We start from the raw sequence: 23,758 nt of genomic DNA, 5'->3' as shown, positions 1-23,758 counted from the left end.
GCTCGGGCCGGTGTCTCGACGGCCCCGGAGTAGCGTGGAAGCCGTGGCCCTGCGCGATCTCCTCTACCGGGCCTACGAGCGCCGCCTCGCCGGCGACGTCGGGCCGACGACGGGTGGTCCGCACCACGTCGGTGTCATGCTCGACGGGAACCGCCGCTGGGCCAAGAAGTCCGGGCTCGCCTCCGCGCACGGCCACCAGCGCGGCGCGGACAAGATCATCGACTTCCTGGGGTGGTGCGAAGACGCCGGCGTCGGCGTCGTCACCCTCTACCTGCTCTCGATGGACAACCTGCGGCGCGACCCCGAGGAGGTCGCCGAGCTGCTCGACATCATCGAGGGCGCCGTCCTCGGGCTCGCGGAGACCGGTCGATGGCGGGTGCACCCCATCGGTGCCCTGGACCTGCTGCCCGAGGCGATGGCGCTGCGCCTCGCCGACGCCGCGGCGAGCACCCCCGAGGACGGCGGGATGCACGTCAACGTCGCCATCGGCTACGGCGGCCGGCAGGAGATCGCCGACGCCGTCCGCTCGCTCCTGCGCGACACCGCGGACCGCGGCGGGAGCCTCGAGCAGCTGGCCGAGGTGGTCACGGTCGACCACATCGCCGAGCACCTCTACACCAAGGGCCAGCCGGACCCCGACCTCGTCATCCGCACGTCGGGGGAGCAGCGGCTGTCCGGCTTCCTCCTCTGGCAGAGCGCGAACAGCGAGTTCTACTTCTGCGAGGCGCTGTGGCCCGACTTCCGCCGCGTCGACCTCCTGCGGGCCCTGCGCGCCTACGCCGCCCGCGAGCGGCGCTACGGCCGCTGAGGCGCCGTCTGCCTCGCCCGCCGTCCTTCTCGTCCGCGACGCGACTCGTCGCGTGAGAGCGGGGCGGGGCGCGTCACGGTCTTGCATGGGGTGTGGGAGTCGGGCGGGGCGCGTCACGGTCACGCAGGGGGTGGTGGGTGACCGGATGGGTGATCGCGACGCGCCGGCGGGGCGCTTGTGCCCCGACCTCCACCGCGCGGACGGCGGGCGGCGTAGCGTCGGCGACGGCGACGGGGGGCCCGTCGCCCGGGAGGTGGAGTGCTGCAGCCGAGCGTCTCGTGGGGCAGGCCGAGCCCGTCGGCAGGCCCTCTCGCGCTCCGTGCGCCTGGTCCACGAGAAGTGACGCCCGCCTGCGTGCGCACCGCCATTCCGCCAGCGGCTCTCCCGCCCGGAGGCTTCCCACCCGCAACCCTCCTGCCACTGCCGCCCGCCCTGCGACCCCACCAGGCATCCCGCCTGGACCACACCGACGAGTAGCCGCCCGCGCGGCTGCGCGCGGGCGGGTGAGGAGCACCACCGTGGCCGACACCGCCGTGCGCACCTACGTCCTCGACACCTCCGTGCTGCTGTCCGACCCCCGCGCCATGCTGCGCTTCGCCGAGCACGAGGTCGTCCTGCCGCTCGTCGTCGTCGTCGAGCTGGAGGCCAAGCGCGACCACCCCGAGGTCGGCTACTTCGCGCGCACGGCGCTGCGGCTGCTCGACGACCTGCGCCGCACCCACGGCCGCCTCGACGGCCCCGTGCCCGTCGGCAGCGCCGGCGGCACGCTGCACGTCGAGCTCAACCACGTCGACCCCTCCGGCCTGCCCGCCGGTCTCCGGCTCGGGGACAACGACTCCCGCGTGCTCGCCGTCGCCCGCAACCTCGGCGCCGAGGGGCGCGACGTCGTCATCGTCAGCAAGGACATGCCGATGCGCGTCAAGGCCTCGGCGCTCGGCCTGCCCGCCGAGGAGTACCGCGCCGACGCCGCCGTCGACTCCGGCTGGACCGGGCTCACGGAGATGGAGCTCGGCGAGGCCGACATGGCCGTCCTCTACGGCGAGGGCCACCTGGACCACCTGGACGCCGCCGAGCTGCCCGTCCACACCGGCCTCGTGCTGACGAGCCCGCGCGGCTCGGCGCTGGCCCGCGTGGCGCCCGACAAGTCGGTGCAGCTCGTGCGCGGGGACCGCGACGTCTTCGGCGTCCACGGCCGCAGCGCCGAGCAGCGCATCGCGGTGGACCTCCTGCTCGACCCCGACGTCGGCATCGTGAGCCTCGGCGGGCGCGCGGGCACGGGCAAGTCGGCGCTGGCCCTGTGCGCCGGGCTCGAGGCGGTGCTGGAGCGCCGGACGCAGAAGAAGGTCGTCGTCTTCCGGCCGCTCTACGCCGTCGGCGGCCAGGACCTCGGCTACCTGCCCGGCACCGAGGCCGAGAAGATGGGCCCCTGGGCGCAGGCCGTCTTCGACACCCTCGGTGCGCTCGTCAGCCCCGAGGTCGTCGAGGAGGTGATGGAGCGCGAGCTGCTCGAGGTGCTGCCGCTCACCCACATCCGGGGCCGCAGCCTGCACGACGCCTTCGTCGTCGTCGACGAGGCGCAGTCGCTGGAGCGCGGTGTGCTGCTCACCGTGCTCTCCCGGATCGGCCAGGGCAGCCGCGTCGTGCTCACCCACGACGTCGCCCAGCGCGACAACCTCCACGTCGGCCGGCACGACGGCGTCGCGGCGGTCATCGAGAAGCTCAAGGGGCACCCGCTCTTCGCGCACGTGACGCTCACCCGCTCCGAGCGCTCGCCCGTCGCGGCGCTCGTCACCGAGCTGCTGGAGGGTCTGGAGCCCTAGGCCTCCCGGCGTCGTCCCAGCGGATCGGGAGGCGGGACGCACCCCTTCTCAACGTGCGCCGACGGGTCACACGGGGTCACCGCCTCAGGGTAAGAGGTGGGTGCGCGGGCCCGCGACGGTGACATGGCGGTCGCCCGTCGTCACCGATGGTGACGTCGGCGGCGGTCGTCGACGTCGGACGTCACGCCCGCGCTTTGACCCGTGACCATTCCGTGATGCACGGTGACCCCCGTCGCGCGCCGCCGGGGTGCGCCGAGGAGAGGTCACCCGTTGCCCCGCGCCCCCCGCCGCACCGCCCGCCACGCCGTCCCGAGGGGCACCTCCGACGCGACGGCCGGCGCGGGGGCGTCACCGGCGGGCACCGGTCGCCCGGTGAGCGCCGCCCGTCACGCAGCGCCGCCGCACCGGCCCGCGCAGGGCCTGGTCGGTGCCCTGCTTCGGGCAGGGCACGGGCGCCCGGCGCGCGTCGCCCTGGCGGGCGTGCTGGGCCTGGGGGTCGTCGCCGCCGGGACAGGCGCCGTCACGGCGAGCTCCCCGGTGACAGACCCGTTCGCGGCTGCGGTGGAGGAGGTCGAGCAGACCGCCGCGCAGCGTGACGCCGCCCGGCTGGACCAGGCGAAGCAGTCGGCCGCGGTGGTCGCGGCGGAGCGCGCCCAGGAGGAGGCAGAGCGGCTCGCCCGCGAGCAGGCCGAGCGGGAGGCTCGCGACCAGGCCGAGCGGGAGGCCCGCGAGCAGGCCGAGCGGGAGGCCGAGGAGGCCCGCGCGGCCGAGCAGGCCAGCCGTGACGCGCTGCGCGACCCGCGGTCGGTGGCGGCGGCGATGGTCGCCGAGCGCGGATGGAGCTCGGAGCAGATGTCCTGCCTGGACAGCCTCTGGACCAAGGAGAGCAGCTGGCAGTGGGACGCCGACAACCCCACCTCCAGCGCGTACGGCATCCCGCAGGCCCTGCCGGGGGAGAAGATGGCGAGCGCCGGGGCCGACTGGGAGACCAACCCCCGGACCCAGATCGCCTGGGGCCTGGGGTACATCGACGCGGTCTACGGCACCCCCTGCAGCGCCTGGAGCCACAGCCAGTCCTACAACTGGTACTGAGCCGCTGAGCCGGCCCCCGGCACGTCGTCGTCGACGTGCCGGGGGACGACGCAGGTCAGCGCTGGGGCGGGCGCGTCATCGCGAGGACGTCGAGGGCGCTGTCGAGCTGGGCCTCGGTGACCTCGCCGCGCTCGACGAAGCCGAGGGCGACCACGGCCTCGCGGACGGTCACGCCGTGCGCGACGGCGTGCTTGGCGACCTTGGCGGCCGACTCGTAGCCGATGTGGCGGTTGAGCGGCGTGACGACGGACGGCGAGGACTCCGCCAGCGCGCGGGCGCGCTCCTCGTCGGCCTCCAGCCCGTCGACGGTCTTGTCGGCCAGCAGCCGCGCGCCGGCGCCGAGAAGCTGCACCGACTCCAGGACGTTGCGGGCCATGACGGGGATGCCGACGTTGAGCTCGAAGGAGCCGCTGGCGCCCGCCCACGCCGTCGCGGCGTCGTTGCCGACGACCTGCGCGCACACCATGAGCACGGCCTCGGGGACGACGGGGTTGACCTTGCCCGGCATGATCGAGCTGCCCGGCTGCAGGTCGGGGATCCGCAGCTCGCCCAGGCCCGTGTTCGGCCCGGACCCCATCCACCGCAGGTCGTTGCAGATCTTGGTGAGGCTGACGGCGACCGTCCGCATCGCCCCCGACAGCTCGACGAGCCCGTCCCGCGCGCCCTGCGCCTCGAAGTGGTCGGGCGCCTCGGTGATCGGCAGGCCGGTGTCCGTGGCCAGCAGCTCGATGACGCGCTGCGGGAAGCCCGCGGGGGTGTTGATGCCGGTGCCCGTCGCCGTCCCGCCGAGGGGCACCTCTGACGTCCGCGCCAGCGCGGCGTGCACCCGCTCGGAGCCGTAGCGGACCTGCTGGGCGTACCCGCCGAACTCCTGCCCGAGCGTCACGGGCGTCGCGTCCATGAGGTGCGTGCGGCCGGCCTTGACGGTCTGCGACCACAGCCGCGCCTTGCGCTGCAGGGCCTGCGCCAGGTGGTCCAGGGCCGGCAGCAGGTGGTGGATGACGCCCGCCGTCGCGGCGACGTGCACCGAGGTCGGGAAGACGTCGTTGGAGGACTGCGAGGCGTTGACGTGGTCGTTGGGGTGCACCGGGCGGCCGAGCGCGCGCGAGGCCAGCGTCGCGATCACCTCGTTGGTGTTCATGTTCGACGACGTGCCCGAGCCGGTCTGGAAGACGTCGACGGGGAAGTGCTCGTCGTGCGCGCCGTCCGCGACCTCCTGCGCGGCGGCGGCGATGGCGTCGGCGACGTCCTGGTCGAGCACCCCCAGCTCGGCGTTGGCCAGCGCCGCGGCCTTCTTGATCCGGGCGAGGGCCTCGATGTGGGTGCGCGACAGCGTCGTCCCGCTCAGGGGGAAGTTCTCCACGGCCCGCTGGGTCTGCGCCCGGTACAGCGCGTCCGCCGGGACGTGGACCTCGCCCATCGTGTCGTGCTCGACGCGGTACCCCTCGGGTGCGTCGGCGGCCGGCCTCGTCGTCGTGTCCGTCATGGGCGCCATCGTGCCGTGAGGAGGGGGGCGCAGCCACCAACGGCCAGGGGTGACGACGGTCACGGGCGGGACCGGCGCGACGGGCCCCGGGACGCGGGGAGCCCCGGGCGGCAGGCGCCCGGGGCTCTCCGGTGGTCGGCCCGGTGGGGCCGTCGGGTCAGCTCACCCGGCCCGGCCGCCGACGGTCTCGCGGTTCTCCTGGGCGTACCTGACCTGCTCGGCGCGGTCGTCGGCGGCCATCTGCGTCAGCTCTGCCCCGGCGTCCTCGTCGCGCGTCAGGTTGAGCCCGGAGGTGGGGTCGAAGACGTGCACCTTGCGGCTGTCGAGCCAGAACTCGGCCTCGCGTCCTTCACGGATGCGGCTCGTCGCGTCGATGGACACGATGGCCTGCGTCCGCAGGGCCTCGCTGTCGAGCTCCTTGGAGAGCTCCTTGAGTCGCTCGGTGATCTCCGGGCTCGCCTCGTAGGGGATGTAGGCGTACTGGGAGTCGCCCAACCACTCCGTCACGTCGACGGGCGCCCGGAAGACCGAGCCGAGGTGTTTCTTGGACTCGTCGACGAGGGAGGCGTCCTCGAAGTACTCCGGCCGGATCCCGACGAGCAGCAGCTCGTGGCCAGAGAGCTTGGCCATCCGGTCGGGGCTGAGGTCGATGCGCCCGAACGACGTCGTGAGGTGGTCGCCCTCGACGTTCGCCGGGATGAAGTTCATCGGTGGGGAGCCGATGAAGCCGGCGACGAAGAGGTTGACCGGCTGCTCGTAGAGCTCGCGCGGCGACGCGACCTGCTGGATGACGCCCTTGCGCAGCACGCACACCCGGTCGCCGAGCGTCATGGCCTCTGTCTGGTCGTGCGTGACGTAGACGGTCGTGATGCCGAGCCGGCGCTGCAGCCGGGCGATCTCCGTGCGCATCTGGCCGCGCAGCTTCGCGTCGAGGTTGGACAGCGGCTCGTCGAAGAGGAAGGCCTCGGCGTGCCGGACGATCGCGCGACCCATCGCCACCCGTTGACGCTGGCCGCCGGAGAGGTTGGCGGGCTTGCGCTCCAGGTGCTCGTGCAGCTCCAGGACGTCGGCCGCCTCGGTGACCCGACGACGCACCTCGTCGTCGGGCTTCTTCGCCAGCCGCAGCGGGAAGGCGATGTTCTCGAAGACCGTCAGGTGCGGGTAGAGGGCGTAGTTCTGGAACACCATCGCGAGGTTGCGCTCGCGCGGGGCCTTGTCGTTGACGCGCTCGCCGCCGATGACCATGTCGCCGCCGTTGATGTCCTCCAGCCCGACGATCATCCGCAGCAGCGTCGACTTCCCGCACCCGGACGGGCCGACGAGGATCATGAACTCGCCGTCGGCGATGTCCAGGCTGATGTCGTTCACCGCCTGGAAGCCGTCCCCGTACTCCTTGACGATGTTGTGCATCTCGATGGTGGCCATGGGGTCTCCTTCTCAGCCCTTGACGGCGCCGTTGGTCAGGCCGGCCACGATCTTCTGCTGGAAGGCCAGGACCAGGATGATGACGGGGATGGTGACGAGCACGGACGCCGCCGCGATGGACGCCGTCGGCTGCTCGAACGAGCTCGCGCCCGAGAAGAAGGCGAGTGCGGCGGGCACGGGGCGGGCGGCCTCGCTCGAGGTGAGCGTAATGCCGAAGATGAAGTCGTTCCAGATCATGAAGAAGGTCAGGATGGCCGCGGTGAAGACACCCGGTGCGGCCAGCGGGACGATCACCCGGCGGAAGGCCTGCCAGCTCGTGGCGCCGTCCACCTGGGCCGCCTGCTCCATCTCCCACGGGATCTCCCGGAAGAAGGCCGACAGGACGTAGACCGACAGCGGGATGGAGAAGGACAGGTAGGGGATGATCAGGCCGGGCCAGGTGTCGTACAAGCCGATGACCCGCCAGAGGTCGAACAGCGGGGTGGCGATGGCGATGATCGGGAACACGGTGATCATCAGCGCCACGCCCAGGAGCACCCGCTTGCCGGGGAACTCCAGACGCGCCACCGCGTAGGCGGCGAGCGTCGCGGCGACCACCGAGATCGACGTCGCGATGAGGGAGATGCCGACGGAGTTGCGCAGCGCCGTCAGGAACAGGTCCGAGGACAGCACCGTCGCGTAGTTGTCGAGGCTGAGCGACGCCGGGTCCCAGCCGTCGATCGTCAGCGGCGTCGGCAGGAACTGGGTGTTGTTAATGTCGTCGCCCGCCTTGAAGGACAGGGACAGGATCCACAGCACCGGGACGAGGGCGTAGGCGATGATGAGCAGCGACCCCACGCCCCACAGGAGCTGGCTCTTGCGGTTCTTGGTACCCATCGCTCACGCACCTCGCTGGGACAGGTCGGTCTTGAAGCCCTTGATGAACATCACGGCGATGAGGATCACCAGGACGGCGAGGATCACGCTCACCGCCGAGCCCAGGCCCAGCTGGACCCGGGTGATCGTCTGCCGGTAGGCCAGGAAGGAGAGGGTCTCGGTGCCCTGGGCGCCCTGGGTCATGATGAAGACGTTGTCGAAGATGCGGAAGGCGTCGAGCGTGCGGAACAGCAGCGCCACCATGATGGCGCCCTTCATGTTCGGCATCACGACCCGTCGGAAGCGCTGCCAGGCCGTCGCGCCGTCCACCTTGGCGGCCTCGAGGTAGTCCTCGGGGATCTGCGCCAGCCCGGCGAGCAGCAGGAGCGACATGAACGGCGTCGTCTTCCAGATCTCCGAGAGGCAGATGACGAAGAGTGCGGGCAGCGTGTCCCCGAACCAGTTGAGGTCGCTCCCGATGAGCGGGTTCACGAAGCCGTAGGCCGGGGTGAAGGCGTACTGCCAGGCGTAGGCCGAGACCACGGTGATGATGCCGTAGGGGATGAGGATCGCCGTGCGCAGCGTCTTGCGCAGGAACAGGGCCCGGTGCATCACCAGGGCGAGGGCGAAGCCGAGGACGAACTCGATCGCCACCGTGAAGACCGTGATGCCGGCCGTGACGCCGAACTGCCGCCAGAAGAGCCCGTCGGTGAGGATGGTGGCGTAGTTCCCGAGCCCGGCGAAGGTGCGGTCGTCCGGGGCGGTGAGGCGGTAGTCGAAGAGCGAGAGCCACACGGCGTTCGCGATGGGGTACCCGGTGACCGCCACCATCAGGACGAGCGCGGGGCCGGCGAGCATGAGCCCGAGGCGGCGCTCGTGCCGGGTCCGGTTGCTGAAGTGCGGCTTCTTGCCGTTCTTGCTGTCCTTCGCGGGGGCGGGGGGCGTCGCGCGCTCCCGGGCCGGCGCGGCGCCGGCGGGTACTGCTGTGCTCACGATGCCCTCCTAGAGCAGCTGCTGGTTGGACAGGACGCCGAGCATGAGGTTGGCCGTGGCCCGCGGCGTGACGTCGGGGCTGAGCTCGTCGGGCGGGTGGTACCCGGCCTGGATGACGCCCGTGACGTCGCCGTAGTACGGGCTGATCGGCCTCGGCGCCGCGACCTCCAGGCCCGAGCGGATCTGCTCGTACATCGGGAAGACCTCTTGGATCTCCGGGTCCTCGTAGACCGCTGCCGACGCCGCGGGGTCCCCGGCCGCCAGCATGTAGGCGGTCTGGGACTCCGGTGAGCGCAGGCAGCGCAGCGCTTCGAGGGCGAGGTCGGGGTTCTCGGAGAAGGCGCCGACCGACAGGCCGATGCCGCCGAGCGGCGTCGCGCTCTCGACGTCGGGGTCGACACGTGGGTAGCGCGTCCAGCCGACGTCCTCGCGGAAGTCCGCCGGGAGGCTGCCGTCATCCTCGGCGGCGGCGAAGGCGGCCCAGACGTAGGGCCAGTTGACCATGAAGCCGCCGGTGTCGCTCTGGAAGGCGGCGCGCGACTCCTCCTCCCCGGCCGTGCTGAGCGCCGGCGGGGCCGCAGGGGAGTCCGCCAGCGTGCGCATGACCTCGGCGGCCCGGGCCCCCGCCGGGCTGTCGATGGCGGGCTGCACCTCGTCGGCCGGCAGTCCCTCGGACCCGTTCTCGAGGATGGTGCCGCCGTCGGACTCGACGAGGGCGTTGACCCAGACGGTGAGGCTCTCGTTGCGCCGTCCCTGCGCGGCGACGGTCGTACCCGTGTCCTCGGCCGCCTGGATGATCTGCTCCCACGTCACCGGCTGGCTCATGTCCAGACCGGCCTCCTCGGCGACCGACCGCTTGTACCAGAGCAGCTGGGTGTTGCCGTAGAAGGGTGCGGAGAACATCGTGTCGTCGAAGATCGACTGCTCGAGCGGGCCGTCGAGGACGCCCTCGGAGAGCTCCTCCCGCTCGGCGTCGGTGAAGGGCCGCAGGAAGCCGGCGTTGGCGAACTCCGCCATGAACGGCGGGTCCAGGCTCATGAGGTCGACCGTCCGGTCGTTGGCCGCCAGCCGTCGCAGCAGCTGCTCGCGCTGGCCGCTGGCTGCGGCCGGAAGCAGCACGGTCTCGATCTGGTAGCTGTCGGACTCGGCCGAGCAGGTGGCCGCGAGCGACTCCTGCTCGACGTTGTTGACGTACCAGGTGACGACCGGAGGCCCTCCGTCGCCGCTTCCGCACGCCGTGAGCAGGGTTCCGGCCAGGGCCGCCGCCGGCAGCGCGGTGGCCACCCTCCTGCTCCTGCTGTGGCCTGGCCCGCGGCACTGCCCCTCTGGTCGAGCGTGCACCCACATAGCAGCTCCTCACCTCGACGCGTCGGTGCGTCGACTGCGACCGGCGCCTCGTCGCACCGTCGGTGAATGATGACCCTTCCAGGTCTTCCTGCAAAGACTTGCACCGGGTCCGTTCTCTGGTCGAGACGTCGCGGTCCGCGTGCTGGCAGGAGGCGGCGCTGCCGTCGGCGCTCGGCGAGTGCTCCACGGCTCCGCTGGTCGGCGGCTCTCAGGCCTGGAGGTCCACCAGCTCGGCCCGGGTCGGCGGGTCCGCGCCGGGGCGCGAGACGGTGACCGCCGAGACGTCGGTGGCGGCCGCGACGCACGAGCGCAGCACGTCGAGGTCCACGGCGGCCAGGGCGTCGCGCCGGTCCGCGCCCAGCAGGCCCGCCGACCACAGCGCGTCGACGAGCCCCCCGGTGAAGGAGTCGCCGGCTCCGACGGTGTCGGCGACCTCGACGCGGCGGCCGGGCTCGTCCACCTCGCCCGCGGCGCACACCGCGAGGGCGCCGTCACCCCCACGGGTGAGGACGACGAGCGCCGGGCCCAGGCCGAGCCACGAGCGCACGGTCTCCTCGGGGGAGCGCTCGGGGAAGAGCCACTCGGCGTCCTCGGCGCTCAGCTTCACCACGTCGCTGATCGCGACGAGGGCCTCGACCCCGGGACGGGCGGACGTCGCCTCGCCGATGATGCTCGGCCGCAGGTTGGGGTCGTAGACGACCGTCGACGTCGGGCGCAGCGTCTCCAGCAGGGTCCGCACCTGCTCCGCCCCGGGGGCGAGGGCCGTGCCGAGCGAGCCTGTGACGACGACCGGTGAGGCGGCGCCGGCCACGGCGTCCACGTCCTGCGGCCGCAGGCTCCAGTCGAGGTCGAAGGTGTACCGGGCGCCGCCGTCGGCGTCGAGGGTCGCCTGGGCCGTGGACGTCCGGACGGTCGGGCTCGGCGGGAGGAGCGGGGCGGCCAGCACCACCCCCGAGGCGCCCAGGTGCTCGGCGACCCGGCGTCCGCGCTCGTCGTCCACGAGGCGCGTCAGCAGCCGCGTCGGCCGGCCCAGCCGCGCCAGGCCGAGCGCGACGTTGGCCGGGCTCCCGCCGGGGTGCTCGCGGGTCGCCTCGCCGCGGTGGACGACGTCGACGAGCGCCTCCCCGACGACGAGGGCGGCCGACGCGCGGGCCTCCTCGTCGAGGTCGCCGGCGCGCGTGCTCACGAGCCCGTGGACGCCGAGGGCCGGGTGCCGGTGAAGTCGACGGCGGCGTAGGCCTGCAGCTTGGAGAGGCGGTGCTCGCTGTCGACGACCCGGATGGTCCCCGACTTCGAGCGCATGACGAGGCTCTGGGTGCGGATGGTGCCGGGCCCGTAGCGCACGCCCTTGACCAGCTCGCCGTCGGTGATGCCCGTGGCGACGAAGTAGCAGTTGTCGCCCTTGACCAGGTCGTCGGTCGTCAGGACGGCGTCGAGGTCGAGGCCGGCGTCCAGGGCCTTCTGCCGCTCGTCGTCGTCGGTGGGCGCGAGCTTGCCCTGCAGGACGCCGCCGAGGGCCTTGAGCGCGCAGGCCGCGATGATGCCCTCGGGGGTGCCGCCGACGCCGAGCAGCAGGTCCACGCCGGTGTCGGGGCGGGCGGCCATGATGGCGCCGGCCACGTCGCCGTCGGTGATGAACTGGATGCGCGCGCCGGCGTCGCGGATCTCCTGGGCCAGGCCCTCGTGCCGCGGCCGGTCGAGCAGGACGACCGTCACGTCCTCCACCTGGGTGCCCTTGGCCCGGGCCAGCCGGCGGACGTTCTCGCGCACGGGGAGCCGGATGTCGACGACGTCGGCGGCCTCGGGGCCGGTGGCGAGCTTGTCCATGTAGAAGACGGCGCTCGGGTCGAACATCGCGCCGCGCTCGGCGACGGCGAGGACGGCGACCGCGTTGGGCATGCCGAGGGCCGTGAGGCGGGTGCCGTCGATGGGGTCCACGGCGACGTCGCACGCGGCGCCGGTGCCGTCGCCGACCTCCTCGCCGTTGAAGAGCATCGGCGCCTCGTCCTTCTCGCCCTCGCCGATGACGACCGTGCCGGCCATCTCGACGGTGTTGATGAGGCGGCGCATGGCGTTGACGGCCGCACCGTCGGCGCCGTTCTTGTCCCCGCGCCCGACCCAGCGGCCTGCGGCCATGGCGGCGGCCTCGGTGACGCGCACGAGCTCCAGCCCGAGGTTGCGGTCGGGCGCCTGCTCGCGGACGGCGAGCGAGGGGGGCAGCGATCCGTGCGTCATCGGGGACCTCTTCCGTGCGGGTGGTGCCGGCACGCGCCGGGGCGGCGAGCCTATCGGCGGGCGACGCCGCCCCGTCCGGAGCGTGCCGCCGCACCGGGGTGGCGGACGTCACGTCGGGTCGCGGGTGCGGGCCGGTCGGGAGGACGCCCGTGCGGCGGCGATGATGGGGCCGTGAGCAGCTCGTCGTCCGGGACCCCGCCCGCCAGGGCGACGGGCTCCCGCCCCGCAGGCCCTGGCCAGGAGGAGGGCGGAGCGCCGCAGCCCCCGCCGCGTCGTCCGCGGACGCGGCAGACCGCCCGCGACATGCTGCTCTCGCTCGCCGTCGTCGCCGCCTTCCTCGTGCCGGTGCTGCTGCTCGTGCCGCGCCCGAGCGACGTCGGCCGCGCGGACGTCGACGTCGCGGGGGCGGCGCTCGGGGCGCGGGAGCGCGTCGAGTGGCCGGTGCCCGTGCCGCAGGTGCCGGAGGACTGGGAGGCCAACGTCGCCCGGCTCGAGCCGGCCGGCCCGGCCGGGACCGTGACGTGGGTGGCCCGCTGGGTGACGCCCTCGGGGGACAACGCGGGCCTCATGGTCGCCGGCGGGGCCGTGAGCGGCTGGGTGGACGCCGTCACCGACGCCGGCTCGCTCGAGGGCGAGCAGGAGGTCGCGGGCGAGGCGTGGGAGGTCTACGTCCGCGAGCCGCGGACCCGCAGCCAGGCGCCGCTGCGCGCGCTGGTGCGCGAGGTGGACGACGTCACGGTCGCCGTCCTCGGCACCGCGCAGGTGCCCGAGCTCATCGAGCTCGCCACCGCGACGCAGGACGCCTTGGCCGTGGCGCCGTAGGGCGTCCGAGGACGCTCGTCGTCGGGCGTCCCAGGGCGCGCCTGCGGAGGCCAGTCAGGCGAGGGCGCGGCGGACGGCGCCGGCGGCCCGCTGGAGCGTCGCGTCGTCGAGGGCCGGCGGGCCGGCGTGCGACCACAGCCGCTCGGGTGTGATGACGTCGCCGGCGTCCGCCCGTGCCCGGTGCTCCAGGTCGTCGGCCCGGTGCTCCAGGTCCTCGGCGAGGTCGACCCAGCTCGAGCAGCCGCGGTGCCGCGGACCCCGCTCGACGACGACGGGCTCGGCCAGCGGGCGTGCCCGCACGACGAGCGCCGTGAGGCGGTGCCGCGGGCGGAAGTCGAGCCGGGCGTCGACGGACCCGCGCGTCCAGATGTGGAGGTCGCCCACGTCGGCCAGGGCCTCGGGACGCTCGACGGGCACGACGTCGACGACGTCGAGCGCGCACCGCAGGACGACGCGCTCCTCGGTGGAGTCGGCCGCGCCGGCCGGCAGGAGGTCCTGGTGCTCGGGACGCACCTGCTCGGCGTGGCTGTGCGCGACGGTCGGGAAGAGCAGGAACCGGCCGGCGCCGACCTCGAAGCGCTTCTCGTGGATGCCGCCCTTGCGCAGCAGCAGGCACTGCCGGCCGCGCAGGAGCGCGTGCGCGACCGCGCCCCACTCCTTGAGCGCGGGCAGGTCGCCGGCTTTCGTGCTCACGAGGCCGTCGCCGCGTCCAGACGTCGCTGCGCCCCCTCGAGCAGCTGCTCGCAGCGGGCGGCGAGCGCCTCGCCGCGCTCCCAGAGCTCGAGCGAGCGCTCCAGCGGCACCGAGCCGGCCTCCAGCGCCTGCACGACGCCGACGAGCTCCTCGCGGGCGCTCTCGTACCCGAGCGACGAGGCGTCGGCCGCGCCCTCCGGGGGAGCGGCCCCACCGGCGTGCGGGTCCTGGGCGTCGTCGGTGGCGGGCGCGCCGGTGGCCGGCGAGGAGGAGTCGGGCACGTCCGAAGGGTAGGCGCCGGTGGGGGGCGGGCCGGCGACGACGTCCCCGCCACGGCGCCAGGGAGCGCTCGTCGGCGACGACCCACCTGACGGGAGGGGGCGAGGGGTGAGCTGGCGACGACCTGCCCGCGAGGAGGGCGCGCGAGGTCGTCGGGGGAGGGCGCTCAGCTCTCCTCGACGGCGGCGACGACCTCCCCGGCGGCCAGGCGCACCCGGACGCGGTCACCTGCCGCCAGCGCGGCGGCGTCCCGGACGACGTGCCCGTCCGCGTCCTGGACGACGGCGTAGCCCCGCTCGAGCGTCGCGGCGGGGCTGAGGGTCCGCACCGCCCGACGCAGCCCCCGGACCTCCGCGGCCTCGTGCGCGAGCCGGGAGCCGAGCGCCCGGCGTCCCCGGGCGCGGACGGCGTCGACGGCCTCGCGTCGTCCGGCGAGCCCGCGCGCCGGGTCGGCGAGCGCGGGGCGGGCGCGCAGCGCGGCGAGCACCGCGGCCTCCGCGGCGACCCGGCTGGTGACGGCGCGGCGCAGCCGCTCGCGGGCCGCCGCGACACCGGCGAGCTCGTCGGCGACCGCGGGGACGACGCGGCGCCCCGCGTCGGTCGGCGTCGAGGCCCTCACGTCGGCGACGAGGTCGAGCAGGGGCGAGTCGACCTCGTGCCCGATGGCGCTGACGACCGGTGTCCGGCAGGCGGCGACCGCCCGCAGCAGGGCCTCGTTGCTGAAGGGCAGCAGGTCCTCCAGCGACCCGCCGCCGCGCGCGACGACGACGACGTCGACCTCCTCCATCGCGTCGAGCTCACCGACGGCGCGGCTCACCGCCCCGACGGCGTCGACGCCCTGCACGACCACCTCGCGGACCTCGAAGCGCACACCCGGCCAGCGCGTGCGCGCGGTGACGACGACGTCGCGCTCGGCGGCGCTCGCCCGGCCGCACACGAGCCCGACGACGCGCGGCAGGAAGGGCAGCGGTCGCTTGCGCGCGTCGGCGAAGAGCCCCTCGGCGGCCAGCACCCGGCGCAGCGCCTCGACGCGGGCGAGCAGCTCCCCGGTGCCGACCGGCCGGACGGCGTCGGCCCGCAGCTGCAGGCTGCCGCGCCGGCCCCAGAACTCCGGCGTCGCGTGGACGACGACGCGCGCCCCCTCGACGAGCGCGGGGCCCAGGGCGTCAAGCACCTTGACCGAGGTCGTCAGCTGCAGGGACATGTCGACGTCGGCGTCGCGCAGCGTGCAGAAGGCCGTCGCCTGGCCCGGGCGCCGCGTGACCTGCACGAGCTGGCCCTCGACCCACAGCGAGGACATCCGCCCGACGTAGTCGGCGATCTTGGTCGACAGCAGGCGCACCGGCCACGGCTGCTCGGCCGTCGTCGCCGCGGCCGTCGCCGGCAGCGGGCGTCGGGCCCCGTCTGCCTCGCGGGCGACGGCCGGCCCGTCGCCCGCGCCGCGCCCACCGTCGCCCGCACCCTGCCTGCCGTCGCCCGCACCCGGCCGCGCCGCAGGGCTCGGGCGGTGCGGCTGCTGGCTCACCCGCCGGACCCTACGCAGGCGCCGGCGCCCGCCGAGGCCGGCGACGACCTCCGGGCAGGGGGCCGGCCAGGGGCGGCCCCGTACCCTGGCGGCGTGACTCCCGCCGACCGCCCCGCCGACGAGACCTCCGACTCCCGCGAGCACCGGGCGGTCCCCGTGGACGGTGGCGACGCACCGACCGGGGAGCCGGCGGCCTCCTCCGCCGCGGCCGTCCAGGACCGCATCGCCGAGGCGGGCGCCTCCTCCAGCCCGGACGTCGCGGCGCCCGGCGACGCCGGCGAGGTCGGGCCCGGGCGTCGCGGCAAGGTCCTCCTCGCCGCGCCCCGCGGCTACTGCGCCGGCGTGGACCGCGCCGTCATCGCGGTGGAGAAGGCGCTGGACCACTACGGGGCGCCGGTGTACGTGCGCAAGGAGATCGTCCACAACAAGCACGTCGTCGCGACGCTCTCCCGGCGTGGGGCGGTCTTCGTCGACGAGACCGACGAGGTGCCCGAGGGTGCGACCGTCATCTTCTCGGCGCACGGCGTCTCGCCCGCGGTGCACGAGGCGGCGGCGCAGCGGCAGCTGAAGACGATCGACGCCACCTGCCCCCTCGTGACGAAGGTGCACAAGGAGGCCGTCCGCTTCGCGAAGGACGACTACGACATCCTGCTCGTCGGCCACGACGGGCACGAGGAGGTCGAGGGCACGGCGGGCGAGGCGCCGCAGCACGTCCAGCTCGTCGACGGGCCGGAGTCGGTCGACGCCGTGACGGTGCGCGACCCGGAGAAGGTGGTCTGGCTGAGCCAGACGACGCTGTCGGTCGACGAGACGATGCAGACGGTCGAGCGGCTGCGCGAGCGCTTCCCGACCCTGCAGGACCCGCCCAGCGACGACATCTGCTACGCCACGCAGAACCGCCAGGTGGCGGTGAAGAAGATCGCCCCGGGCGTCGAGCTGCTCATCGTCGTGGGCTCGGCCAACTCCTCGAACTCGGTGCGCCTGGTGGAGGTCGGCCTGCAGCACGGTGCGGACGCCGCCTACCGCGTCGACCACGCCGGCGAGGCCGACGAGGCGTGGCTGGAGGGCGTCTCGTCCGTGGGCGTCACGTCGGGCGCGTCGGTGCCCGAGATCCTCGTCACGGACCTGCTCGCCTGGCTCGCCGAGCGTGGCTTCGGCGACGTCGAGGAGGTCCGGACCGCCTCGGAGGACCTCCTCTTCTCGCTGCCCCGGGAGCTGCGCGCCGACCTCAAGACGGCCGCCGCGATGAAGGCCTGACGGTCAGGGGCTGACGGGACCGTTCACCCGGCCCGCCGCTCGACCTCGTCGTCGTCGGCGGCCGGGCCGTCCCGGTGCAGCAGCTCGACGGCGGTCAGCGGTCGCGGTGCGTCGACGAGCGGCTCGACCGCCGGGATGTCCGCCTCGACGACGCCCATCTCGCCCATCCGCCGGGCGGAGACGAGCACCCGCCGCTCCAGCGTGCCGACGAGGGCGTTGTAGTCCTCGACCGACCGGTGCAGCGACCGCCCGAGCGCGCTCGCGCCGCGGCCCAGCGTGCCGAGGCGCCGGTGCAGCTCCTGGCCGGTCTCCAGCAGCGCACGGGCGTTGCCGGCGAGCGCGTCCTGCTGCCACGTCGCCGCGACCGTCCGCAGCAGCGCCAGCAGCGTCGTCGGCGTCGCGAGCACCACGCCGCGGCCCATGGCGTGCTCCAGCAGCGCCGGGTCGGCCTCGCACGCCGCCGCGAGGAAGGACTCGCCCGGCACGAAGCAGACGACGAGCTCGGGGCCGGGGGCGAAGGCCTCCCAGTACCGCTTCGCCGCCAGCGCCTCGACGTGCCCGCGCAGCGCCCTGGCGTGCCGCTCGGCGGCGGCGCCCCGACGCCGGTCGGCCGCGCTCGGGTCCTCGCCCGGCCGGGCCGCCTGCGCCGCCTCCAGGAAGGCGGCCAGGGGCGCCTTGGCGTCGACGACCACGCTCTTGCCGCCGGGCAGGCGCACGACCGCGTCCGGGCGCACCCGACCGCCGTCCGGCCCGGGGGCGGTGACCTGGGTGTCGACGTCGACGCGCTCCAGCATCCCGGCGTGCTCCAGCACCCGGCGCAGCTGTACCTCGCCCCAGGCGCCGCGCGCGCTCGGGCTGCGCAGGGCTCCCGCGAGCGCGGTCGTCTCGGCCCGCAGGGCCTGCTCCGAGCGCTGCACGGCCTCCAGCTGGGCCTCCAGCCGGCCGACCTGCGCCGCCCGCTCGGCCTCCAGCGCCCCGACCGTCCGCTCGACCCGCGCCAGGCTGCTCGTCAGCGGCGCCAGCCCGAGGGCGAGGTCGTGCTCCTCCTCGCGCGCCGCCTCCAGCGCCTGCGCACGCCCCAGCGCCCCGTCCCGCTCGGCGAGGGCGCGCGCGAGGTCCACCGCCGCGTCGCGGCGCCCGTCGTCGGCGCCCCGCCGCCGGCCGGCGCGGTAGCCCGCCACTCCCGCGCTGCCCAGCAGGGCGAGCATGAGGGCCGCCACGAGCACCGCCACCACCACCGTCGTCGTCACGCGAGCACCGTGGCAGCGACCACCGACAACGCCTCGGACGACCCGCGGGCGGTGGGAGCATCGACGGCGTGCCGACCTCGCCCGCCGACGCCCGCACGGGTCCGACGCCTCCGGTGACCAACCGTTGGCTCGTGGAGACCGGCGGGACGCGCGGGGCCGAGTACGCCGCCCGCTTCGCCGCGCTCGTGGCCGACGGGCAGGACGTCCACGGCGAGGCCGACTGCGTCGACGCCCTGCTGCCCCGCGGTGCCCGGGTGCTCGACGGCGGCTGCGGCACAGGGCGCGTCGGGCTGGAGCTGGCCCGCCGCGGTCACCACGTCGTCGGCGTCGACCTCGACGCCTCCATGCTCGCCGAGGCCCGGGCCAGCACCTGCGGCTCCGGCGCGGGGGCGGGCCGGCCGGACGTCCGCTGGGTCCTCGGGGACCTGCTGACGACGCCGGTCGCCGATCTCGGCGCGGAGCTGGACGCAGTCGTGCTCGCGGGCAACGTCGTGGTCTACCTCACGCCCGGCACCGAGGCGGCCGTCGTCGCCCGGCTCGCCGGCCTGCTCGCCCCCGGCGGCGTCCTCGTCGCCGGCTTCGCCGCGGACCGCCACGTCCTGCCTAACACCTTCGCCCGCTGGTGCGCGGGCGCCGGGCTGGAGCCGGTCGCCGGCTGGGGCGCCTGGGACGGCGCGCCGCCGGGCGGGGACTACACCGTCCAGATGCACCGATGCCCGCGCGCAGCGCCGCCCGGCAGGCCCCCACCGGCCGAGCCGCGGCCGCCAGGAGCATCCGCCCCGGCCTCGTAGGCTCGAGGCGTGGCTCTCACCCTCGGCATCGTCGGCCTCCCGAACGTCGGCAAGTCGACGCTCTTCAACGCCCTCACCAGCAACGACGCGCTCGCGGCCAACTACCCCTTCGCGACGATCGAGCCGAACGTCGGCGTCGTCCCGCTGCCCGACCCCCGCCTCGACGTCCTCGCCGGCATCTCCGCCAGCGAGAAGACCGTCCCGGCCACGGTCTCCTTCGTCGACATCGCCGGCATCGTCAAGGGCGCCTCCGAGGGCGAGGGCCTGGGCAACAAGTTCCTCGCGAACATCCGCGAGGCCGACGCCATCTGCCAGGTCGTCCGCGTCTTCGCCGACCCCGACGTCGTCCACGTCGACGGCCGCGTCGACCCGGCCTCGGACATCGAGACCATCGCGACCGAGCTCGTCCTCGCCGACCTCCAGACGCTGGAGAAGGCCGTCCCGCGGCTGGAGAAGGAGGTCAAGGGCAAGAAGGCCGACCCGGCGGTGCTCGCCGCCGCCCAGGCCGCCGTCGGCGTCCTGGAGCGGGGCACCGCCCTCTCCCACGGCGCGGAGGACGCCGGAGTCGACGTGGACCTCCTGCGCGACCTCACGCTGCTGACGACCAAGCCCTTCGTCTACGTCTTCAACACCGACGAGGCCGGGCTCGGCGACACCGCCCGCCGCGAGGAGCTGGAGGCGCTCGTGGCGCCGGCGTCCTGCGTGTTCCTCGACGCCGCCGTCGAGGCCGAGCTCGTCGAGCTGGACGCCGAGGACGCCGCCGAGCTGCTCGCCTCCACCGGCCAGTCCGAGTCGGGACTGGACCAGCTGGCGCGTGCCGGCTTCGAGACCCTCGGCCTGCAGACCTACCTCACGACGGGGCCGAAGGAGAGCCGCGCCTGGACGATCCGGCGCGGCTGGACGGCGCCGCAGGCGGCCGGCGTCATCCACACCGACTTCCAGCGCGGCTTCATCAAGGCCGAGGTCGTCTCCTTCGCCGACCTCGTCGACGCCGGCTCCCACGCCGAGGCCAAGAGCCGCGGCCGCGTGCGGGTCGAGGGCAAGGACTACGTCATGGCCGACGGCGACGTCGTCGAGTTCCGCTTCAACGTGTGACCGCTCCCGCGTCCCCCGGCGACGCCGCCGCCGCCCGCTCGGTCTGGGCGGCAGGCGACTACGACGTCGTCGCGCGCCGCCTGCAGCCCGGGGCGGACGCGCTGGCCGCCGCCGTGCGCGCCCGGCTCGGCCCCGGCGACGGGCGCCGGGCGCTCGACGTCGCCGCCGGCACCGGCAACGCCGCGGTGGCGCTGGCGGCGGGCGGCTGGCAGGTCACCGCCACCGACCTCGTGCCCGAGATGGTCGAGCGGGGGAGGGCCCGCACCGCCGCCGCCGACCTCGACGTCGCCTGGCACGTCGCCGACCTCGCCGACCACCCGCTGCCGGACGGCTCGTGCGCCGTCGTCGCCTCCGCCTTCGGTCTCGTCGTCGCCGCCGACCCGCTGGCCGCGGCCGTCGAGGCCCGGCGCGTGCTGACCCCCGGAGGAGTCCTCGCCCTCGCCGTCTGGCACCGCCGCGGCCTCGTCGCCTCCCTGACCCGGGCCGCCGCCGCCGCCCTGGGCGAGCAGGTCGCGGGCGGCGGCGCGTGGGACTCCTTCTCCTGGGGCGAGGCGGCGGGGGAGCGGGTGCTGCACGAGGCCGGCTTCGCCGACGTGCGCGTCGACCCGGCGCCGCTGCCGTGGGACTTCTCCTCCGTCGCCGAGCTGCGGGCCTTCCTCGGGGAGAAGTCGCCGGCGCACGCCGGTGCCGTCCGGCTGCTCGGACCGGCGGCGGGCGCTGCGCTGCTGGCACGGATGGTCGTGCTGCACGAGCCCTGGATCGACCGCCGAGGGCGGGTGCGGGCCAGCGGGGACGCCGTCGTCGTGACGGCCTGCGCGGACTGACCAGACCCTGCGACACCCCGTGACGCCGAGCGAGCGGGGCTGCCAGCGGGTCATGGAGCTCATCACGGTCTGGTGACGAACCGGGAACTTCCTGGGTGCGAGGGCACGGCACCGCGTCGACCGTGTGCTACCAAGGTCGCTGGACAGCGCCGCGCACTGCCGCACGGTGCCCGCACGCAACATGGGGGCGATGCTGCAGGTGTCGTCCTCGGTCGAGGAGGCACACGGCATGAGCACGACCGAGAGACCGCCCGAGATGGAAGACCCGGCGGCCGACGCGCCGACGCCGGAGGCGGCCGGCGGTGGCGGCAAGTGGGGCATCGCGCCATGGGTCTTCTGGCCCTCGCTGGCGATCATCGGCACCTTCGTCGCCGTCACCCTCGCCTTCCCCGAGGCGGCGGGCAACGCCTTCAGCGCCATCCAGAGCTCGATCATCGGCGGCATCGGCTGGTACTACGTCCTGCTGATCGCCGCCTTCGTCGTCTTCTCGCTCTGGGTCGGCATCGGGCGCTTCGGCTCGATCCGGCTCGGCAAGGACGAGGACCGCCCCGAGTTCTCCCTGCCGGTGTGGTTCGCGATGCTCTTCGCGACCGGCATGGGCATCGGCCTCGTCTTTTGGGGCGTCGCCGAGCCGCTCAACCACTACGCGAGCCCGCGCCCGGGTGTGACGGGCGACGACACCGAGCTGGCGCAGCAGGCCATCACCCAGTCCTACATCCACTGGGGCGTGCACGCCTGGGCGATCTACGTCGTCGCGGGTCTCGGCATCGCCTACGCCGTGCACCGCAAGGGGCGGCCGATCTCCATCCGCTGGGCGCTCGAGCCGCTGCTGGGCGACCGGGTCAAGGGTGGCCTGGGCCACGCCATCGACGTCATCGCCGTCGTCGGGACCGTCTTCGGCGTCGCGACCTCGCTCGGGCTCGGCGTCTCGCAGATCGCGGCGGGCTTCGAGTTCCTCGACCTCTTCACCGCGACGAACACCGCGCTGGTCATCCTCATCGTCGTCATCACGGGCATCGCGACCGCCTCGGTCGTCAGCGGTCTCGACAAGGGCATCAAGATCCTGTCGAACACCAACATGATCCTGGCCGGGGTCGTGCTCCTCGCCGTCCTGCTCACGGGGCCGACGCTCTTCCTGCTGCGTGACTTCGTGCAGTCCATCGGCCTGTACCTGCAGAACGTGCTCCAACTGACCTTCGACGTCTCCGCCTTCGAGGGCGAGGCCGGCGCCGCCTGGCAGGCGGGCTGGACCACGTACTACTGGGGCTGGTGGATGTCGTGGGCGCCCTTCGTCGGCGTCTTCATCGCCCGCATCTCCAAGGGCCGCACGGTCCGGGAGTTCGTCGCCGGCGTCCTGCTCGTCCCCACGGCGGTCACCTTCCTGTGGTTCACGGTCATGGGCGGCTCGGCGCTCTACGCCGAGGTGTTCGGCAGCGGCGGGTACGTCGCCGAGGACGGCACCGTGAACACCAACTCGACGCTGTTCACGCTGCTCTCCGGCATCCCCGGCGGCCCGATCTGGGTCGGCCTCGGCATCCTGCTCATCACCGTCTTCTTCGTGACGAGCTCGGACTCGGGCTCGCTCGTCGTCGACATGCTCGCCAGCGGCGGCGACCCCAACCCGCCGACGTGGAGCCGCGTGCTCTTCGCGGTGCTCGAGGGCCTCGTCGCCATGGCGCTGCTGCTGGTCGGTTCCGGCACGCTGGGCGCGCTGCAGACGGCGTCGATCATCACGGCGCTGCCCTTCAGCCTCGTGCTCATCGGGATCATGTTCGCCCTGCACCGGGCCTTCAAGGGCGAGGTCGAGGAGCGCCAGCGGGTGATGCGCGCGGTGGAGCGCCGCGAGATGGCCCACGAGGCGTCCGAGCACGTCTTCGGCCAGCTCGAGGAGTACCGCCTCGACGAGTACGCCGCCAACGGCAACGGCAACGGCAACGGCACCGCGAACGGCAACGGTGCTGCCTCCGGCCACGGCGCGAAGGGGGCCAAGGGCGAGGCCCCGCGGGTGCTGCGTCGTCGTCGGCGCGAGGCGGCGAAGTAGCCGCAGCCGGCAGCAGAGCCCCCCTCGGCGGTCCCGCCGAGGGGGGCTTCGGCGCCCGTGGGGCCGAGCCCGCCGCGACGCTCGTCGTCGCCGCCGCCCTCGTGGACGACCTCGACCGGCCGACGACGCTGCTCGCGGCCCGGCGCACGGCGCCCTCGTCGCTCGCCGGTGGCTGGGAGCTGCCGGGCGGCAAGGTGGAGCCGGGCGAGGCCCCCGAGGCGGCCCTGCACCGGGAGCTGGCCGAAGAGCTCGGCGTCGGCGTGCGTCTCGGTGAGCGGTTGCGGTCGGACAGGGCGGACGGCGACTGGCCGCTGCGCGGCACGCTGCGTCTGCGGGTGTGGACGGCCTGCGTCGTCGACGGCGAGCCGCGGCCGCTCCAGGACCACGACGCGGTCACGGTGCTGGAGGGCCACTGCTGGGCTGGCGTCGCCTGGCTGCCCGCCGACGTCGCCCCGGTCGCCGAGCTGGCCAGACGGGCAGGGTGGTGAGGCCCTGGTGGTGGGGGGTGTCGCCCTCGGTCCGAGCCGGGGACCCACCCCGCTGGAGCCACCCCGCTGGAGCCTCTCGCGCCGGGGCTTGCGGTGCCTGGCGGCGCCTCCCAGCCGGCCCGTCGACGTCGGGAGGTGACAGGCGAAGAACCGCACGGCAGACCTACGGCGGCGGCTGACCACGGACGTGGTCAGAGCGCCCCGACGTCGGCGCGCCCAGCAGGGGGCTCGGTGGGGCGCGTCCGCCACGAGGGCATGGCGTGTCCCTCGCCCGGGGCCGACGACGTCCCCCGCGCGGCTCGAGCACCCGGCCAGGTCGATAGCCTCGCCACATGGACTACCCCGTGATCCCCGGACCCGGAGCGGCCCTGCTCCTCGTCGGTGGCGTCTACCTCGCCCTGCTCGCCGTCAGCCTCTTCCTGGCGTACTGGATCATCCGGCTCGCCGTCCGGCACGGCTCGCTCGACGCCCGTCGTCGATGGAAGACCGAGGAGCACGAGCTGGCGCGTCAGCTCGAGGCCGGGGACCCCGCCTCGCAGTGACCCCCGCGGGGGGCCTCCGCGGCTGGCCGTCCTCGTGCCCGACCACCACCTCTGCGTCGTGCCCGCCCGTGATGTCGTCGGGACGGTCCC

The 23,758-nt window shown here is 74.6% G+C and carries 22 protein-coding genes; 11 read left to right on the top strand and 11 right to left on the bottom strand.

Annotation, left to right across the window (positions count from 1 at the left end; genetic code table 11):
* Nucleotides 1-43 precede the first annotated feature (43 nt).
* From WDV86_RS11770 to WDV86_RS11760, 3 genes are all read left to right on the top strand, one after another.
* Nucleotides 44-808, top strand: a complete 765-nt coding sequence (locus tag WDV86_RS11770) for an isoprenyl transferase (protein ID WP_339567828.1) — start codon at nt 44-46, stop codon at nt 806-808.
* A 584-nt stretch (nt 809-1,392) separates the two neighbouring features.
* The gene (locus tag WDV86_RS11765) at nt 1,393-2,628 is read left to right on the top strand and encodes a PhoH family protein (protein WP_445263053.1); all 1,236 of its coding nucleotides are present in this window, start codon (nt 1,393-1,395) and stop codon (nt 2,626-2,628) included.
* Between the two features lie 372 nt (nt 2,629-3,000).
* On the top strand, nt 3,001-3,720 hold the full coding sequence (locus tag WDV86_RS11760) for a hypothetical protein (RefSeq protein WP_339567826.1): 720 nt from the start codon (nt 3,001-3,003) through the stop codon (nt 3,718-3,720).
* A gap of 55 nt (nt 3,721-3,775) precedes the next feature.
* Here WDV86_RS11760 and WDV86_RS11755 read toward each other — a convergent pair whose 3' ends face one another.
* The 7 genes from WDV86_RS11755 to glpX form a co-directional block, all read right to left on the bottom strand.
* Nucleotides 3,776-5,206 carry a class II fumarate hydratase gene (locus WDV86_RS11755; protein ID WP_339567825.1) on the bottom strand — a complete coding sequence of 477 codons (1,431 nt, stop codon included), beginning with the start codon at nt 5,204-5,206 and terminating at the stop codon, nt 3,776-3,778.
* A 162-nt stretch (nt 5,207-5,368) separates the two neighbouring features.
* Entirely contained in the window at nt 5,369-6,631 is a 1,263-nt protein-coding gene (locus tag WDV86_RS11750; protein ID WP_339567824.1) for an ABC transporter ATP-binding protein, read from the bottom strand.
* 12 nt (nt 6,632-6,643) lie between these two features.
* On the bottom strand, nt 6,644-7,507 hold the full coding sequence (locus WDV86_RS11745; RefSeq protein ID WP_339567823.1) for a carbohydrate ABC transporter permease: 864 nt from the start codon (nt 7,505-7,507) through the stop codon (nt 6,644-6,646).
* 3 nt (nt 7,508-7,510) lie between these two features.
* Nucleotides 7,511-8,479: a carbohydrate ABC transporter permease gene (locus tag WDV86_RS11740; protein WP_339567822.1), complete on the bottom strand. Its 969-nt coding sequence runs from the start codon at nt 8,477-8,479 to the stop codon at nt 7,511-7,513.
* 9 nt (nt 8,480-8,488) lie between these two features.
* Complete coding sequence (locus tag WDV86_RS11735) at nt 8,489-9,763, bottom strand: extracellular solute-binding protein (protein WP_339567821.1); 1,275 nt, start codon at nt 9,761-9,763, stop codon at nt 8,489-8,491.
* A gap of 271 nt (nt 9,764-10,034) precedes the next feature.
* Complete coding sequence (locus tag WDV86_RS11730) at nt 10,035-11,012, bottom strand: carbohydrate kinase family protein (RefSeq protein ID WP_339567820.1); 978 nt, start codon at nt 11,010-11,012, stop codon at nt 10,035-10,037.
* Nucleotides 11,009-12,061, bottom strand: a complete 1,053-nt coding sequence (gene glpX / locus WDV86_RS11725; RefSeq protein WP_339567819.1) for a class II fructose-bisphosphatase — start codon at nt 12,059-12,061, stop codon at nt 11,009-11,011. The genes WDV86_RS11730 and glpX overlap by 4 nt, the downstream gene beginning before the upstream one ends.
* A 171-nt stretch (nt 12,062-12,232) precedes the next feature.
* Between glpX and WDV86_RS11720 the strand changes: the two genes are divergently transcribed.
* Nucleotides 12,233-12,883, top strand: a complete 651-nt coding sequence (locus tag WDV86_RS11720) for a DUF4245 domain-containing protein (protein ID WP_339567818.1) — start codon at nt 12,233-12,235, stop codon at nt 12,881-12,883.
* 54 nt (nt 12,884-12,937) lie between these two features.
* Here the strand turns inward: WDV86_RS11720 and WDV86_RS11715 are convergent, their stop codons facing one another.
* From WDV86_RS11715 to xseA, 3 genes are all read right to left on the bottom strand, one after another.
* Nucleotides 12,938-13,576, bottom strand: a complete 639-nt coding sequence (locus WDV86_RS11715) for a DUF1802 family protein (RefSeq protein WP_339567817.1) — start codon at nt 13,574-13,576, stop codon at nt 12,938-12,940.
* A complete protein-coding gene (locus WDV86_RS11710; protein ID WP_339567816.1) occupies nt 13,573-13,857 on the bottom strand; it encodes an exodeoxyribonuclease VII small subunit in 285 nt (94 codons plus the stop codon). Before WDV86_RS11710 ends, WDV86_RS11715 begins: the two co-directional genes overlap by 4 nt.
* Before the next feature lie 164 nt (nt 13,858-14,021).
* The gene (xseA, locus tag WDV86_RS11705; protein WP_339567815.1) at nt 14,022-15,380 is read right to left on the bottom strand and encodes an exodeoxyribonuclease VII large subunit; all 1,359 of its coding nucleotides are present in this window, start codon (nt 15,378-15,380) and stop codon (nt 14,022-14,024) included.
* Between the two features lie 222 nt (nt 15,381-15,602).
* Here xseA and WDV86_RS11700 point away from each other — a divergent pair, with 222 nt between their 5' ends.
* Complete coding sequence (locus WDV86_RS11700) at nt 15,603-16,637, top strand: 4-hydroxy-3-methylbut-2-enyl diphosphate reductase (protein ID WP_445263052.1); 1,035 nt, start codon at nt 15,603-15,605, stop codon at nt 16,635-16,637.
* Between the two features lie 23 nt (nt 16,638-16,660).
* Here the strand turns inward: WDV86_RS11700 and WDV86_RS11695 are convergent, their stop codons facing one another.
* The gene (locus tag WDV86_RS11695) at nt 16,661-17,887 is read right to left on the bottom strand and encodes a DNA recombination protein RmuC (RefSeq protein ID WP_339567813.1); all 1,227 of its coding nucleotides are present in this window, start codon (nt 17,885-17,887) and stop codon (nt 16,661-16,663) included.
* A gap of 68 nt (nt 17,888-17,955) precedes the next feature.
* Between WDV86_RS11695 and WDV86_RS11690 the strand changes: the two genes are divergently transcribed.
* The 6 genes from WDV86_RS11690 to WDV86_RS11665 all read left to right on the top strand — a co-directional run bounded on the left by WDV86_RS11690 (nt 17,956) and on the right by WDV86_RS11665 (nt 23,668).
* Entirely contained in the window at nt 17,956-18,678 is a 723-nt protein-coding gene (locus tag WDV86_RS11690) for a class I SAM-dependent methyltransferase (RefSeq protein WP_339567812.1), read from the top strand.
* A gap of 9 nt (nt 18,679-18,687) precedes the next feature.
* Nucleotides 18,688-19,773, top strand: a complete 1,086-nt coding sequence (gene ychF, locus WDV86_RS11685; RefSeq protein WP_339567811.1) for a redox-regulated ATPase YchF — start codon at nt 18,688-18,690, stop codon at nt 19,771-19,773.
* Nucleotides 19,770-20,597: a class I SAM-dependent methyltransferase gene (locus WDV86_RS11680; RefSeq protein ID WP_339567810.1), complete on the top strand. Its 828-nt coding sequence runs from the start codon at nt 19,770-19,772 to the stop codon at nt 20,595-20,597. The genes ychF and WDV86_RS11680 overlap by 4 nt, the downstream gene beginning before the upstream one ends.
* A 229-nt stretch (nt 20,598-20,826) precedes the next feature.
* Complete coding sequence (locus WDV86_RS11675; RefSeq protein WP_339567809.1) at nt 20,827-22,638, top strand: BCCT family transporter; 1,812 nt, start codon at nt 20,827-20,829, stop codon at nt 22,636-22,638.
* A gap of 101 nt (nt 22,639-22,739) precedes the next feature.
* Nucleotides 22,740-23,126 (top strand): NUDIX domain-containing protein, encoded by a 387-nt coding sequence (locus WDV86_RS11670; protein WP_339567808.1) that lies wholly within the window; start codon nt 22,740-22,742, stop codon nt 23,124-23,126.
* Between the two features lie 332 nt (nt 23,127-23,458).
* Nucleotides 23,459-23,668, top strand: a complete 210-nt coding sequence (locus WDV86_RS11665) for a hypothetical protein (RefSeq protein WP_339567807.1) — start codon at nt 23,459-23,461, stop codon at nt 23,666-23,668.
* Nucleotides 23,669-23,758: the final 90 nt, after the last annotated feature.

The organism is Pseudokineococcus sp. 1T1Z-3, from assembly GCF_037482365.1.
Classification (GTDB): domain Bacteria; phylum Actinomycetota; class Actinomycetes; order Actinomycetales; family Quadrisphaeraceae; genus Pseudokineococcus.
This window is presented reverse-complemented; position numbering and strand designations above follow the sequence as displayed.